The following is a 15,896-nucleotide window of genomic DNA, read 5'->3' as shown; positions in this document are numbered from 1 at the left end:
TGGGCGTCGACGTCCACCGGGTCGGTCTCCACGAGATACGCCGACCCACGCGTGACGATCCGGAAACCGTCCCGGCCGTCCCGCTCAGGGTCGATGCTCGCAAAGAGCAACAGCCGCCGAGCAGGCCGCAGTTGCAAGGCGGTGCAACCCAACTCGGACATCCCGAGACTCAAGGCACCGCTCAGCACGCTACGGAAGCCAACAAGAATGTCAGCACCACCACTGTGGCCATAATCGCCGTTACCGCTCGGCCAATCGAGTCACGACACAGCGATTTACCTAGTCGAACATTTTGCACCACGAGGCTCACCCCAGCTCAAAGGTGCCTTCTAGCACCAACTTGCCGGTCAGATGCACGACTGAAATCGTGAGCAGCTCTGCGTGTAGCTTGCCGGGACACCACGCGCGAAGGGCCGTCACCATCTCGGTGCCAGCCCTTCGCGTTGGCGGCACAACTGCTAGGCAGGTCTCATGCCAGCACCGACGGGCGTACCTGCACCCTCCCGACCTGATCGACGGCTCCGATGCGAGCAGGATCTGGCATGCGCCCGTGCGGGGTTGCTCAACGCACGCACGGGACCCGACCCGACGAGGCGATCCAACCAAGGAGCCGACATCGCCGCTAGCGAACGCTGACCTTGATCATGGAGTGCGACCGACTGATGGCACCCACCTGTCACTTGGAACGATAGGTACGGAGTTCGTGCTGGCTGACCGGAGTTCCTACGCGCGAGCCTGTCCGATTCACCAGGTTCTACGACTCCAGCTGTGACAGCACGCTCGCGCAAGAGTGTCACACGGTGAAAAAGCTCGGCAACGGATGATGTCACCACCACGGCCATAGACACCGCTCAAGCAGCGCGAATCAGATGAGGCTGCGGATACAGAGCTGCTTGACCCCAGCTACCGCAATGTCGAGCTCTTCTTCCTCGATCACTCGAGTATCCAAACTTCCCTGAATAGGTACAAATAGCGTGAATCTACCGGTCGCCGCCGCCAATTTCCACGACCTGACCTGGGCTTCGACATTTTCATCGCCGCACGGATCCCAGACCACCTCGAGCTCCACATGTTGAGGAAGGCGAATACCATATTCCTCGAGGAGCTCCCGCGGGCTCCGTCGCAGCCGAACCTCCTTACGCCAATCAGAGCACGCAGCCGCTACCACCGAGTTATAGCACGCAATGAAAGCGAGATAACCGTCGGCCGTCGAGTTGATGGCGACAGGTTCGCCCGACGATAGGTTCATGACCTTTCCTCTGAAAGTTGGGATCCAATCGCGAATTCGGCAATACTGGGCTCAACAAACGGGTCCAGCCCGGACAGCGCGGCAAAACCGGCCGTGTCACCAGCGCCCAGTGCACACGGAGCTAAACCCATGCCAGTTGCGATAAGGTAAAGCCAGGCGGTGAGCACTCCTGCGTTCTTGAGCCCTAGCGCGTAGGGGATGCCCTCGTACTTCCACATCAACCGCGGCAGTCGCGCCGTGATCACGAGCAGGACCTGAGGCGGTGTCGACATCTGACACGTCGCGCGCGCGTAGGAGAGCAACTTCTTGGTGTCCGTGCCGTCGGCGGCCACGAGCTCCAGCCGGTGTTCGACGGAGTCGTAGTGGTATAGACCCGGAACAAGTCCGGCACAGCGGTAAACCACCGGATAGATTTCCAGCTCTCCCAAGGCCCCTGCACCGGGGTACGGCCGTTTCAGCGCGCCACTCCCGTCCGAGTGCGGTCGTAGCCGCTGGGCACGGTGCAACAGGGCGCCGAGCTGCTCGATGGAGATGGGATTGGCGTGATCTTGAATCCGGAGGCTGCGGCGTCGCGCCATGACCTCGTCCAGGCTCGCGAGCTCTGATCCGGTCTCGGCGGGTGTAGGTGGCGGCAGTGCGATCGCGGGAGCATCCGCGTACAGCTGGTGCTCCGGTTGGGGCGGCTCAATGACGCCACGAAATCGGTAGGTGCCACCAACCGGTGCCGCGTTGGTCAACGAGCGTGATCGTTCGTGCAGCCATGCTTCTTCGGGCGACCAGAACGCCATCGGCGCTGTGGAGCGCTCCTGCTCAAACTCGCCTTCGGTGACCAGGACGCGGGCGTCGGCCAATGCGGACAACACCAATCTGCCTGTTACCTCGTCGACGTCGACATGCTTGGCGATGTCGTCCGCCGTGCATGCCTGCGCGGCGGCAAGTGCCAGGCACGCGGCGAGTTCCGGACGATGGAAAGTGATCTGGGATGTTCCGAGCGGTGAGTGGAGCAGGAGATTGCCTTCGTCAGCACGCATGATCGCGAATCTCGACAGCCGGTAGCCCGCGCCGATCGGCTGCTCGTACGCGGGTTTGAGCGGCGCCGCGCCGATGGCACGCGAGGAGCTGTCGAGCACAAGTCCGCCACCGTATGACAACCGCCGGTCCAGCCAGCCGCGCTGGTGCAAGCGCATGATCATTAGTTGCGATGCCAAGGCCTCGCGCTCAGATCCGAACCTCGTCGCCAGCTGGACGACATCGACGTCAGTCAACCAGCCATCAGCGAGACGCGACAACAATGTGCGCATGCCCAGGTCCAGATCGGGGAGCGCGAGACGGAAACGGGCTTGCGACAGGATCAAGTCACGTGTGGTGGTCTCGTTCAGCACAGCGTCTCTGCGCAGCCGGTGACTCTCGCTGTGCCGGCTTACTGACGGCGGAAGTGTCATGACACTCCCTTCGAATCACAAGATGACGGTTGCAACGTACGTGTTCATAAGCCGGCAACAGACCGATGAGTGTGGTACCGGTATGCCTGACTTCAGCCGTTCTCGAAGACGATGACGTCCTCGACCCACTCGCTGTCGACACACACTTTGGCCTGCACTCGACGCTCAAGCAGGTACCTGAACGTGTTCGCGAGGAGTTCGCTGAGTCCTTGAGCCAAACCCGGCGTCCGTCGCGCGTCCGCACCGTCGCTGAGTGCCTTGTGCGCATAAGGACTTTCCAGCACGTTCTTCACGCATTCGTCGACCACATCCGCTGTCAGCCCCAGCAAACGCAACGCCTCCGTCGGCGCGTATCCGGCCTTGGCCAGGCCGAGCACTGCGTCTAGCACGGCCGTCTGAGAGATCATCAATTCGCCGCTCGACCTGTGGTCGACCAATTGATGACGATTCAACGACGAGATCACGGCAAGGTTCTCACCAGCGATCTCCTTCAAGGCTTGGGTGACACTGCTCAGGTCCCGCCCGCCAGCTGCACCACCGAGTACTGCGGTGATGGAGGCCAGGTTGAAACCCTCATTCTGCAAAGAGATGATGCGTCTAAGCCGCTGCACGTGGGAGTCGTCGTAGTAGCACATCCGGCCATCCCGTACCGGCGCCCGCAGGAGCCCGCGGGACTGGTGAGCACGGATGTTCCGCTTCGACATACCGACGAGCGTGGCCAGCTCGTCGATGGTGTAGCGGCAGTTCACGGTGCCACCGTGCAAGCTTCTCACTTCTCTGACCAGCATGATTACACACCCTTCATGCCCACCAGGACCTGCGGAGCCACCAGCTGCCGCCTCCAGTACAACGGCGGGCAGTGCAGTACATAGAACAAAGTTCTTCACTGACGGCCACACCAAGCGGATTCGACCGCCTTCACGTTCGATCCATCGATCGACTGACACGTCTGATGTAACCATCGTGCTGGAGCTCTTACCAGGAAGGTCGACCGGCAGGTTCGATAAGCCAAACTTCCGGTCTTCGAGGAGACCGAAATGGCTGCTCACAGCACTTACCGTCAAATCCGGAAGCCAGCGTGCACCCGTATTGAGACACAAGCGAGCGTCTCACATGGCCCGTCGGCGATCACCATAAGTGTATTGGTTTCCGAAGCTCGGACGTTACAGCTCCGAACTGGCGACGCGCCTACTGCCGTCGCGAGCCATCAACTCACAGTGGCCGTGCGTCGCTGCGCCCATGCCACGAGTCGACGCTCGCTGCGCCTCGCGCGAGGCTCATTTCCCTCAGCCTTTATCTCGCGAAGGTCGCGGCGCGACACTCCTCGCCCTTCATCACACCGCGAGCTAAGGCGCTTTTTATGCATCGTGCCACCGATGATGACGAAATGCCGTCAAGTCGAAACAAGCAGATCATCTTACACGCCATCGTGCAACCGACACTGTTCATTTAGTCAAATCCGCGCAATCTAGCCCGATCCGCTTTCAACACTACCTCTCATCGATAGAGTGCCATCAGCAAGGGAAGTCCGACGGTCACGCAGACCGGAGAATTCAATACATCCCTCACCATTCACACGGAGGAAGCGATGAGCGACAAGCAGGACGAGCTGAAGTCTGCCGCCAACACCTCGAGCGACCTGGAGCTCAACGAGACTGAGCTCAACGAGGTGGCGGGCGGTGTTCGCGGGCCGATCACGCGACCGGTTGAGCCGCCAAAGTGACGTTCGCATGCAACCAGGCAACGACTGACGGCTGAGACGACACAGGGCGAACCGCGGATCCATTTCACACGGTTCGCCCTGTGCGTACTGATGAGCAGCGCTGCGATCACTGCGGCTGAAACACTGGGAGCCGGGCTACCATTCGCGCGCCCACCGCACTGTCTTCCACACACAATGATCCACCGTGGCGCGAAACAATGTCACGAGCAAGTGCCAATCCGAGGCCAGAACCTCCCGCATCCCTAGCGCGGGCGTCGTCCAAGCGCGCGAAACGATCAAAGACCCGCTCGCGCTGGGACACGGGGATACCGGGACCATCGTCCTGGACCTCAAGCACGACCACGCCGCCCGCGTGACCAACCCTCACGGTGACCGAAGAGTCAGCGTGTCGCACTGCGTTGTCCAAGAGATTGCGCAGAAGGCGCTCGAGCTGCGCAGAGTTGCCGGCGACCAGCACGGGACCGTCGACTTCGTACCTGACCTTCACCGGTCCCAGCGATGTCGAACGCTCGGCTACCTGCTCGACCACAATATCTGCGACGTCGACGACCTTCGTACATCTCGAGGCTTCGGTCGAATCAGTGGCGAGCTGCAACAGATCCGCCGTGATGCGCTGCAACCGCTGCACATCGAGAAGCGCACTCTGGGCGACGCCAGGCCAGTCGGCCCTATCAGGATGAGTTAGCGCAACTTCCAGGCCCGTCCGCAGGTTTGCCAGCGGGCTTCTCAGCTCATGGCTGGCATCAGCGACAAAGTTCTCCTGTTGCTGGTGTGAAATTTGCAGTCGCTCCAGCGTGCTGTTCGTGGTCTGCGCCAGCCGGGCTATTTCATCGTCGGACCGCGGGACCGGCACCCGCCTGTCGAGTCTGTGCCCGCTGATCTCAGCCAACACCTGCCGGATTGCCTCGACTGGCCGTAGCGCGCGCCGCACCGAGAACCAGGCGGATACTGCCGTGAAGAGCACGGCGAGCGGGCCGAAGAAACTGAGCATGAAGTCGAACGTGCTTAGGGCCTTGATTCTTTCCCACGGCTTGACCAACACGTATAGCGTCAATCGGTGGCGAGTCGCAGCGCCTGCCTGCTGGAGCCCGTCGCCTAGAGTCAACCCTTCTCGACCGAACGGCTCCACGAGTATGGATGGAACATCTTCGACCGTCAAGCCGAGAACTGTATAAGTACGGTATTCCCGCCAGTGCGCTGGGTTAGTCCCTGGTTTCAACTCAGCGACTGTAGTCGTGATCAACCTGGGATCACTCGCCGTGGGAGCTGGCGGCAGTGTCTTCCACGCAGGATCATAGTGGCGCAGGAGGGGGCTACGGACAACGGATTGACCGGACTCGGCCACGACCTCAAACAAGGCATCGCTTTCCATTCTCGCGACACGGAGGGGAGCCTGGCTGCCCTCGCGTGCCGCCACCTGGTAGTCCGCAGCCATTGTGCGCAGCTCTGTGATCGTCTTGCTCTTCTCGTTATGTTCGAACTGTTGCTCCAAGAACGTTCGGGCCCCTAGCCAGCCAATGGCAATCAGTGCCAGGCAGAGCAAGCTCGCCGACAACGCAGTGCTGTGCCGCACGGCCGCCGGCCACCACCTACGCATCGACTACCAATCGGTAGCCGATGCCTCTGACCGTCTCGATGGTACGACGTCCAAAAGGGGCGTCTACCTTGCGGCGCAACGCGCTCACGTACACCTCGACGATGTTTTGATCACCTTGGTAAGCCATGTCCCACGCCTGCTCCAGGATCTCCAGCTTACGGACGACCTGGCCCTCCCGGCGCAGCAAGCATTCCAGCACCGCGAACTCCTTGGTGGTCAACGTAATTGATTGATCAGCTCGGCGACATGTGCGCCTCGCGGGATCCAGGACGAGATCGCCGAACATGAGGACCGCGGGAGCGCCTGTCGGACCTCTACGTGCCAGCGCGCGCAGCCGCGCGGTCAGCACTACGTAGGAGAAGGGTTTGCGCAGAAAGTCATCGGCCCCGGTGTCGAGTGCGTCCACTTCGTCGTACTCCCCGTTCTTGGCGGTGAGCATCAGAATCGGTGTTGTCACACCACGCTCTCGCAAGGTCGAGCAGACCCAGTAGCCGCTAAGACCCGGCAGCATGACATCCAGCACGATCACCTGGTACGCGTTCATCTGCGCGAGTTCGAGCCCCGTCCGGCCGTCACAGGCGAGATCAACTGTGTACCCGTCGGCTTCCAGCCCCCATTTGAGGGTCTCAGCCAACCTCTGTTCATCCTCCACCACGAGCACACGCATGACCGAATCATCCCAGTTGGTGAGTCAGATTCTGAAATGATCTTCAGCTGCGTTCAGGAGTCACTCAGGCCAATCTGTCACGATCGCCCGTAGAGCGGCGAGGGTATGCCAACCGCTGGCCGCAGGGTCGCGTGCGTTCGTTCGGACAGGCAGCGCCCCACGTGCCAGGATCTGGCACATCGCTTCGCCGAGTACCTCGCGTCCAAGGCGACACGCAGGGAAGCAGGAGACGCCCATGGCGCCAGAGGATTCTGCCCGATCGGACGTGAGCACGACCTTCGGCGAACTCCTGCGCACACTCCGTCTGCGGATTCCGATGACCCAAGAAGAACTATCGCATCGCACGGGCATCACGGTGCGGGCGATCTGCAACATGGAGCGCGGCCAAGTCCTCAGTCCAAGACGCCGCAATCTGGAACTGCTCGCCGCCGCACTCAACCTGCAGGGCCACGACATCACGGAGTTCATGGTCCTGGCTCGAGGAAGCCAGTCTCTGCCCGAAAGTGACAAGGGTGACCTCTGTCGTCCGACTGTCGCCATGTCACCACAGTCGACCACGCCAAGCGCGAACACATGCGCGCTTCCCCCGGTTTTCACTGAACTCACTGGCAGGGAGTGCGAGCAGAAGATCCTTGACGAATTCATGACTACCGCCAGATCCTCACCGTCAATGCAGGTCGCTGTGATTCACGGTCCGCCGGGTGTGGGCAAGAGCGCGCTCGCTGTGGACGCAGGCCATCGACTTGGCCACCTGTTCACCGATGGATGCTTGTTTCTCGATCTACGTGGCACAAGCGTAGAGCCAATGCCCGCTGAGCGAGCCGCACACCAGGTGCTACACGGCTTCGGCGTAGACGAACGCGAAATTCCCTCGGATGCGGACGGCAAGCTCGCGCTCTACCACTCGGTGTTGCGTCACCGCTCAGTGCTGATCGTGCTGGACAACGCGCTGAGCGAGAGCCAGGTACGCCCGTTACTGCCAGCTGGGCTGAACACGAAGGTGCTGGTAACCAGTCGCAGCACTCTTTCCGGACTTGTGCCTCGAAGCCGGTTGGCCCTCGGCCCTCTAGGCAAGGACTGTTCGGTCACGCTTCTGCGTAATGTCGCTGGCGAAGACCGCGTTCGCGCTGAGCCTGCGGCGGCAGAGCGAATCGCCGAGATCTGCGGAGGGTTTCCGCTCGCGCTGCTCATCAGTGCAAATCGACTCACAACCAGACCAAAGTGGACGATCGCCCACTTTGCGGACCAGTTGGAAGACGAGCGTCGACGGCTGTCCGTACTGACCGCCGGCGATGTCCAGGTGCGAACCGCTTTCGAGATCTCCTACCAGCAACTGAAACCGGCCGCTGCCGCCCTCTTCCGCCGACTGGTCCTGATTCCGAGCGCCGACGTGTCCGTGGAGCTGGCTTGCGTTGTCACCGGGCAGCCGGAACAGGTCACATCGTGTGCGTTGGATGACCTCGTCGACGCGAACATGATCAGCTCAAGCGAGAAGCCCGGCCGGTACACGCTGCATGATCTCCTCCGCGTGTTCGCCGTTGAGCGCCTTGAGCTGGATGAGGAACCAGCCGCAGTGTGGAACGCAGGCGAACGGGTACGGCGTTGGCTGCTCGCCGTCGCGACTAAAGCGACGCGGCTGTTCGGCGATCCAGCTGCAGGCACCATCACCATCGATGGACCGGACCCAGTGCATGACAGGGATTCTGCAGACCGCTGGTTGACCAGCGAGCTGGAGCACTGGCGCGGCGCCCTGCGTACCGCCTCAGCGTTGGGTGAGCACGAGCGAGTGCTCACACTGACCCAATCTCTGCAGTGGTACGCGTACCTGCGCGGAAGCGGCGAACTGTGGCGCGAAGTCTTTCAGGCAGGTGCTGACGCAGCGCAACGACTAGGAGACATCGTCGCGGAAGCACAGCAGCTCAACTCGCTGTCCTGGGTGCTGAACATGCTGTGCGGTCAGCCTCATGAAGCCCTGGCCGTGCACGAACACGCCGTAGAGAAAGCCATCCAAACGGACCACCTGCCTGCTCGCGCATGGAGCGAACTCTTCGGAGCGGAGATTCAATGGAAGCTTGGCCAGCGCGACGAGGCCATGGCCAGGGCACGCGCCGCCGCCGAGCTCTTCGAGCACGCCCAAGACCACACAGGGCTGTTCTTGGCGATATCAGTTCGCGGCATGTGGCTGACTGAGCAAAACAGACACGAGGAAGCTGCGACTGCCCATCACCTGTGCATCACATTCCAACGAGCTACGGCGAGCCTGCCCGTCAATGACGAGATCCTTGCAGTGATGCTCCGCAGATACGGGCAATACCTTATAGCCATCGACGACTTTCCTACTGCATTTTCAGTGCTCGAGGAGGCCGAGTCCCTGTTCCGCAAGCACGATGTGGCGCATGGAGTGGCGTCAGTAGCCGTGGCACGTGGTCACGCCTTCAGCCTCTCTGAGCGGTGGAAAGAAGCTACTGCCGAGCTCGTAACCGCGCTCCATGTATCCCCTCTGACGGAGATCAGAATCCAGATTCTTATGCGACTTGCCGAGGTCGCCACATCGGCTGGCGACCCCGTTATGGCCCGCGAGCATCGGATTCAAGCCCTCACGGAATGCCATAGTTTCGATACCATAGCCACACGCAAAATAGCTGAGAAACTGGAAGCCGAGCTAGGCTTTGTTGAAGCACCCGAGTCGCATCATGCGGAGGACGAGGAACCTGAAGCCTGAGAAGCGGCAACCTGAGCGGAAGTCCAATTCCGGTCGTCCCCCGCAGTACACACATGTGCGGTCGAGGGAGGCTTGCGCACGCCGTCCAGCCACCTTGTCGACCTCGGCAGCGCGTAACGCCTCCCAGATGCTCTCGGACTTCTGCACGTCTCCCCGCAGATCGCACCTAGTGCCGAAACCTGCTGCTCCCCGGACAAAGCCGGCACACCGCTCGATCGTGCGCCCGCCGCCGAGCGCACGATCACCGGCATCGTGTCCCGCATCGAGTCGTCGTAGCCGAACTCCAGCAGTGACGTGACGTCGAACAGACGCCGGTCGAGCTTTGCGCTCTGCAGGGAGTCATCCTGCCACTGCTCGGGACGGTACTGTTGATCATCATGGCCCCGTCTGATCGCCGAGTACGTCGAGGACAGACCCGGAAACATCATCAGTTCTGCGATCGGGGCGTTGCCCACCGCGGTCAACGAAATCCCGCCACGACGCGACGGGACGGATAGCGCTGGGCCCTGGAAGGACTGGTCCTGTCGAAACTGCCGACGAGACGCCGCGTCATCAGCAACCCCGTGCTGCTCTATAGCGCCCAGCCACCCGTCGTGCGGATCGACGTCGTCAGTGAAGCCATCACGACACAGAATCACGACATTCGATTAGATTCTCACTCACGCTGCGCGTCATCGGCCGCGCTAGGCAGACGCCCCACCTGCAACGCCACGCGTCATCGTCGACGTGGTCGAAGTGACGGACGACGCGATCTGGACCTGGGTTCAGGTCCCGAGGGCACAACCGAGCTGATGGAGGACATCCAACTCCGATCCGCGGCATCAGCAACCCCCGCAGCACTCAACGCATATCTGCCCGTAGGTGCGGTCGGGCACACGAAGCTGCTTTAGACCACCTATCCGGGATGCTCCGACCACCCGCGAACGCGAGGTATGCCGACGCCTCAATGTGCTCACGACGACACATCCGCAGTGGGTGATCGAAGCCGAGACGCGTGGAGCGTCGCAGACGCCGCCGGGCGCGTTCAGAAGCACTACACCGGCGTCGCGGCCCTCAGGCCCAGTCGCACACGTTCAGGGCCTCCTCTGGTTGGAACTGCTGCCGGGTGACCAGCTACGCGTCCCCGGCGTCACCCAGATCCAGCCGATGCGCACGCTCGCAGGCAGCTTGTTCCATCCAGGTTCCTCCGTTGGAGATACGGCCGGCGCCTACGTGGCGCGAAACCTCGGTACCAGCCCTGGTCCGGTGTTGCTCCATCTTCTACACACCGACGAAGCCAGACGACTGCCCACCAGTGTCAGCTTCACCGGGCCGCCGACTGTGACGGACCAGCGGCTGTTCGTGGGACGACTTCCGGAGACGGCCCCGTTGGGTCGGCCAGCGAATTGAACGCAGCTCGCGGGCGCCGACTGAGAATGGCGTCCACGCCTCCCGGATTTGGCACTAAAGGGCAAAGAAAAAATCGGGTGAACGACGTTCAGAGGAGGTTGGTGCGCACGCCCCAGAACCCGGTGTACGACTTTCCGGGTTCCAGCACGATGAGGCCGTCACCGCTGTTGAACGCGTTCGGTGCGGAGGTGACCGGCTCGATGGCGATGCCGGTGCGCGGCGGGCGGCCCTCGGGGTACTCGTCGGTGTAGACCAGCAGGAACTTGTGCGAGTCGTCCACCCAGAGCTCGATCGTGTGCCCTTCCGGCGAGGTGAGCGCGGCGACGGCGGTGTCGTGCCTGGGACGCAGCAGGTCGGTGTAGCAGGCGTCGATCTTGGTGGCGCCGATGAGCTTCGGGGTGCGGTAGTCCTCGGGCGTACCCGCGACCGGTGCCCTGCCGGTCGGGATCAGGCGGTCGTTCAAGGTCAGCCTCGTGTCGGCGGCGAGCATCAGCGTCGCCGAGTCGATCGTGGGCGAGACTCGGAAGTACGGGTGGTAACCGCTGCTCAGGGGCGCCGCGGTGCGTCCGGCGTTGGTCGCGGTCACGGACACCCGCAGGCCCGCGCGGCTGAGCACGTACTCGACCTGGAAGCGCAGCGTGAACGGGTAGCCGTACTGCGGGTGGAGCAGGTACGACAGCACCAGGCGATCGCGTTCGTGCCGGGTGACGCGCCACGGCAGAAAGCCCATCAGGCCGTGGATCGCGCAGTTGTTCCAGTGCTCGCTGATCGGCGTCTCGTGCTTCGCGCCGCCGAACGTGTACTTGCCGCCGTCGATCCGGTCCACCCACGGCAGCAGGATCTTGCCCAGATGGCTGTCGCCCATCGAGTCCGCGGCATGGGAAAGCAGCAGCTCACGGCCGTCGACGGTCCATGAGCGCAAGGCCGCGCCCACCTCCGCGACGACCAGGCTCTGCCTGCCCGAGGAGATCCGGAGCTGCTTGCCCGTGGGAAGCAGCGGTCCTGCCGGAGTCGTCGCCGCGGCGTGGGCGGGTACGGCCGCCGCCGTCGCCATCGCCGCCGCGGCGGTGAGTGCGGAGCGGCGGGAGAAGAGCTGAGACATAGCGATTCCTGAATATCTCGGAGAACGAACGGAATGAACGACTCTGGCGGAGCCTTTGCCGCGCGGTCAAGCACGGGAACCACCAATTGAAACGGCACTTGTTCACCGGAACGCAAATGCCCTACTTTTCGCCGCATTCATCCCGAGAGGAGTTCTCAGGTGCGTCGTAGATCATTTGTGAAAGCCGTCGGTCTCGGAGCTCTGTCGACGGTCGTGTTCACCGGCACGTCGGCAGCAGGGGTTCGGTGGATCCGGCCGGGAGACGCGGGGTACGCGGAGGCCAAGCTCGGCTACTTCCCGATGTACGACCACCAGCGGCCCGGCGCGATCGCCGAGGTGACGTCGGTGGCCGACGTCCAGCGGTGCATCGAGGAGGCCCGGCGTTCCGGCAGCCGCATCGCCGCCAGGTGCGGTGGGCACAGCTATCCCGGCTACTCCACCGCCGACGGTGCACTCGTCGTGGACGTACGGGGACTCGACAGGATCGAGGTCCACGCCGACGGCACCGTCGACGTGGGTGCCGGAGTGCTGCTCATGGACCTGTACAAGGCACTCGCGGCGGCCGGGCGGATGATGCCCGCCGGCACCTGCCCGACGGTCGGCATCTCCGGTCTCACGCTCGGCGGTGGCATCGGTGTGACCGCACGGCAGATGGGTCTCACGTGCGACCGGGTGGTGAAGCTGGAGATCGTGACGCCCGACGGCGTGCACCGGACCGTCAGCCCCGCGGAGCACCCCGACCTGTTCTGGGCGCTGCGCGGTGGCGGTGGCGGCAACTTCGGCATCGTCACCCGGTTCACGTTCCGCACCGAACCGGTCAGGAACATGACCACGTGGCGCGTCAAGTTCGCCCCCGCGGCACTGCCCGCGCTGCTGGACGCGTGGCCTCGTTGGCAGGCCCGCGCGCCGTGGGCCATGACGAGCAGCTTCGGCGTGAGCGGCGGAACCGGTGCGTCGCCGAGCATCCACGGGTGCTTCATCGGCACCGCGGCGAAGGCCAAGCCGTTTATCGACGACCTGGTCCGGCGCGTCGGGTCACCGCCGACGAGCCGGAGCGAGACCGAGAAGACGTTCCTCGCCGCGATGGAGGAGTTCGCCTGGTGCAGCACCGCCGACAAGTCGTGCCAGCCCGGCTGGGGCGGCGGCGGTGGCGGGCAGACGCGCGGTGAGTACGTCGCGACCTCACGCATGCTCTTGCGGCCGATCTCGGACCCGCAGGCACTCGCGGACCTCCTGCGCAACACCCCCAACTCCTACAACATGATCGACGCGGTGGGCGGCGCCGTCAGCGACGGCCCGCCCACCGCGTACCCGCACCGCGACGCGGTCGGCAGCATCCAGGTCGAGGTGTTCCTCGGCGACGGGGAAGCCGCCGCCCGCAGGACCATGGGCACCGCACGGGACGAGCTCGGCAGGATGTTCGGCGAGGCCGGTTACGTCAACTACCTGGACCCGCAGATGCCGAACTGGCAACGCACCTACTACGGCCGCAACCTCAGCCGGCTCAGGTCGGTGGTGCGCCGGTACGACCCCGATCGGGTGTTCACGTTCCCGCAAGGCCTGGCCTAGCTCACGGCTTGGCCAGGGTGCAGCCGGGCCGTGCCAGCTCCAGCACGTTCCCCGCGCCGATGCACGCGTTGATCGCGGCGGTTTGCGTGGCGTAGCCGCGACCGCGGTGCACGCTGATGGTGCCGTCCGCATCCACCTCACAGGGGTTGTTCAGCTCGCAACGGCCGCCGTCCCGGTTGCTGGTGCTGTTGATCGCGATCAGCTCACCGGTGGCGGCGTCCAGCACCGCGGAACCAGAGCTGCCGGGTCGCGTGTCGCACTCAGGGGCGTACCGAACTGCTTGTGCGGACTGGTATTCGCCCTCGCGCAGGACCGGCACCACGGCTTCGGCCTGGCACTGCCAGGTGCGTTCCAGGTAGCTGGACACCACCTTGATCGCCTGCCCCGGCACGGGCGCGGCACTGGAGAGCGGGAAAGGCTCGACGCCGTACCGCCGTTCCAGCTCCGCGTAGGTGGAATCCAGCTGTGCCAGCATGATGTCGGTGCCGGTCATGGTCGCGTACAACACTTTCCGCGCCCGCACTTCACCCAGCTCGCGGCCGGCGGAACTGAGCACGGTGCCCGTGATCTCGGTGGGCTCGTCCACCAGCACCTGTCCCGGCCGCGGACGGTCGGGCTTGCGGCAATGCCCGTTGGTCAGCAACAGCGCCTTGTCGTCGGCGCGGGCAGACTCCGGCCGGACCAGCGAGGCCGAGCAGGCCGGCAGCTTCACCGTGCCGGCCAGGTCACCGGTGGGACCGGGAGGCTGCTGCCGAGCTCCCTGGCAGGTCCCGGTCGCGGCCTTGCCGGCGCGGAAGAACTCGGTCAGCTTGTCGCCGCACTCGATCGACTTGATCGTGGAATGGTGGTCGTCCAGCACGGTCAGCAGCGAGCCGCCGATCTTGGCCTGCATCAGCTCCGCCCACCGGTGGGGCGTGACCATCTCGTACGCGTGCGCGGACAGCTGCAGCTGACTGCTGCCTGGTTTCAGGTCCCACACCCTGCCGGGGAACGGCCACTTCGCGCAGTGGCGCAGACCGTTGTTGTTGCCGCCGGAGAACGGAAACGCCTCAGCCCGCTTAGCGCGGTTGGCCAGCACCTCGGCGAACTCGCGCTCGTCGACGCTGCCGTTGCACAGGAAGGCGTCGTTGGCGAAGACGTAGAAGTTGCCCTCCTGCTCGAAACCACGCGCCTGGCGGCCGGCCGCCGCGGGCTTCTTCTCGACCTGTGGCCTGCCGGAGTCGTGCAGCTCCGCCAGCTTCGCCGCGTTGATCGGCCAGAAGGGTTCCCGAGCCGTGGCCAGCGGAACGACCTGCCGGCGGCCGTGGGTGTCGCGCATCCTCGTCAGCTGCTCACGCACCTTCTCCGGCGTGCCGCCCAGGTGGTACTGCGCGTCCCGGTCCGCCAGCCAGGCGGAGAACTCGCCGAAGTGCCGCTCGCCGGACTCCTCGAAGGCGAGGTCCGCGGAGTTGTCCAGCACCGGAGGCATGATCGATTCCAGCCACATCCGGTCCACGTGCTCGTCGAACATCGAGCGGTACATCGCCCCGACAGCCGTACCGCCAGAGTTGCCGTAGAAATTGATCTTGTCGACGCCGAGCGCCTGGCGCACCTGGTCCATGTCCCTGGCCACGTTCTCCATGCTGATGCTCGCGGCCAGTTCCGGGTTCATCGCAACGCACTTCTCGTGCCACCGGCCCAAAGCCTCGAACTCCTGCTCCTCGGTGGCGTCCGGCGGTACCTCCAACAGATCACCACCGCACTCCACGCGATCGCTGTAACCCACTCCCCTGGTGTCGATGCCGATCAGGTCCAGCTCGTCGTTCAACGCCCCCACTTTGTTGGACAGCCAGTCGAACGGAACCTGAACCCCGGTCAGTCCGGGCCCTCCGGGGTTGGTGACCATGACACCTCGCCGGGTTCCGGTGGCCTTGATCCGGCTCACCGCGATGCCGATCTTCTTGCCGTCCGGCTTCGCGTAGTCCAGAGGCACCGGGACCAGAACGCATTCGCTGCGGGTGTCGCCCGCGTTCCACCCCTTGGCGATCTCGGCACAGGGCTTCCAGGCCAGCTCGTCCGTGGCAGCGGACAGTTGCGGAACCGGAGCGGCGGCAATGGCCACGGCCGCCCCGAGCCCGGCTGCGAAAAGGGAACGTTTCATGCATCCCGATCCTGGCCAGGCGATGTCCGCAACACTGCCACGTACAGTAATAGGTGCGTAACAGATAGGAACGCCTGAATCGCGAGGAGAACGAGCAGTATCGATCATCGAGTGAATGAAGTGCCCTGTAGGTACGCGCTCAGATCGTTCGCCTGGATCTACGGGAGTGGCGAACTGCTATGCAGCCGACCAAGTACATTGCCTAAGAACTCCCAACAGATGATCTTTCCCTCGGTCAGCGACCAGGTGGAGTCGTGCAGCGCGAACCTCTTGTGCAGCGCTTCCCACACTTGTTC

At 63.6% G+C, this 15,896-nt stretch carries 10 protein-coding genes; 3 read left to right on the top strand and 7 right to left on the bottom strand.

Translation table 11 applies throughout. The features are described from left to right. Positions 1–865: 865 nt before the first annotated feature. From ABZX92_RS40515 to ABZX92_RS40505, 3 genes are all read right to left on the bottom strand, one after another. The gene (locus tag ABZX92_RS40515; RefSeq protein WP_355570787.1) at positions 866–1,249 is read right to left on the bottom strand and encodes a hypothetical protein; all 384 of its coding nucleotides are present in this window, start codon (positions 1,247–1,249) and stop codon (positions 866–868) included. Beyond that, positions 1,246–2,631 (bottom strand): SagB family peptide dehydrogenase, encoded by a 1,386-nt coding sequence (locus tag ABZX92_RS40510; protein WP_355570786.1) that lies wholly within the window; start codon positions 2,629–2,631, stop codon positions 1,246–1,248. The genes ABZX92_RS40515 and ABZX92_RS40510 overlap by 4 nt, the downstream gene beginning before the upstream one ends. A 152-nt stretch (positions 2,632–2,783) precedes the next feature. After that, entirely contained in the window at positions 2,784–3,479 is a 696-nt protein-coding gene (locus ABZX92_RS40505) for a MerR family transcriptional regulator (protein WP_355570785.1), read from the bottom strand. 800 nt (positions 3,480–4,279) lie between these two features. Between ABZX92_RS40505 and ABZX92_RS40500 the strand changes: the two genes are divergently transcribed. Continuing rightward, the gene (locus ABZX92_RS40500) at positions 4,280–4,414 is read left to right on the top strand and encodes a hypothetical protein (protein WP_355570784.1); all 135 of its coding nucleotides are present in this window, start codon (positions 4,280–4,282) and stop codon (positions 4,412–4,414) included. A 106-nt stretch (positions 4,415–4,520) separates the two neighbouring features. Here the strand turns inward: ABZX92_RS40500 and ABZX92_RS40495 are convergent, their stop codons facing one another. After that, positions 4,521–5,573: an ATP-binding protein gene (locus tag ABZX92_RS40495; protein WP_355570783.1), complete on the bottom strand. Its 1,053-nt coding sequence runs from the start codon at positions 5,571–5,573 to the stop codon at positions 4,521–4,523. Positions 5,574–6,003: 430 nt separating this feature from the next. Beyond that, positions 6,004–6,678: a response regulator transcription factor gene (locus ABZX92_RS40490; protein WP_355570782.1), complete on the bottom strand. Its 675-nt coding sequence runs from the start codon at positions 6,676–6,678 to the stop codon at positions 6,004–6,006. 265 nt (positions 6,679–6,943) lie between these two features. Here ABZX92_RS40490 and ABZX92_RS40485 point away from each other — a divergent pair, with 265 nt between their 5' ends. Continuing rightward, complete coding sequence (locus ABZX92_RS40485) at positions 6,944–9,400, top strand: NB-ARC domain-containing protein (RefSeq protein WP_355570781.1); 2,457 nt, start codon at positions 6,944–6,946, stop codon at positions 9,398–9,400. A gap of 1,477 nt (positions 9,401–10,877) precedes the next feature. Here the strand turns inward: ABZX92_RS40485 and ABZX92_RS40480 are convergent. After that, positions 10,878–11,891 (bottom strand): aldose 1-epimerase family protein, encoded by a 1,014-nt coding sequence (locus ABZX92_RS40480; protein WP_355570780.1) that lies wholly within the window; start codon positions 11,889–11,891, stop codon positions 10,878–10,880. Between the two features lie 159 nt (positions 11,892–12,050). Between ABZX92_RS40480 and ABZX92_RS40475 the strand changes: the two genes are divergently transcribed. Continuing rightward, complete coding sequence (locus ABZX92_RS40475) at positions 12,051–13,460, top strand: FAD-binding oxidoreductase (protein WP_355570779.1); 1,410 nt, start codon at positions 12,051–12,053, stop codon at positions 13,458–13,460. A gap of 1 nt (position 13,461) precedes the next feature. On the opposite strand, the gene ABZX92_RS40470 is transcribed toward ABZX92_RS40475, so the two are convergent. Then, positions 13,462–15,600, bottom strand: coding sequence for an alpha/beta fold hydrolase (locus ABZX92_RS40470; protein ID WP_355570778.1), 2,139 nt, complete (start codon positions 15,598–15,600; stop codon positions 13,462–13,464). Positions 15,601–15,896 lie beyond the last annotated feature (296 nt).

It is taken from the genome of Lentzea sp. NPDC006480 (genome assembly GCF_040611995.1).
Classification (GTDB): domain Bacteria; phylum Actinomycetota; class Actinomycetes; order Mycobacteriales; family Pseudonocardiaceae; genus Lentzea.
The sequence above is the reverse complement of the archived record's forward strand: the minus strand, read 5'-3'. Positions and strand labels throughout refer to the sequence as shown.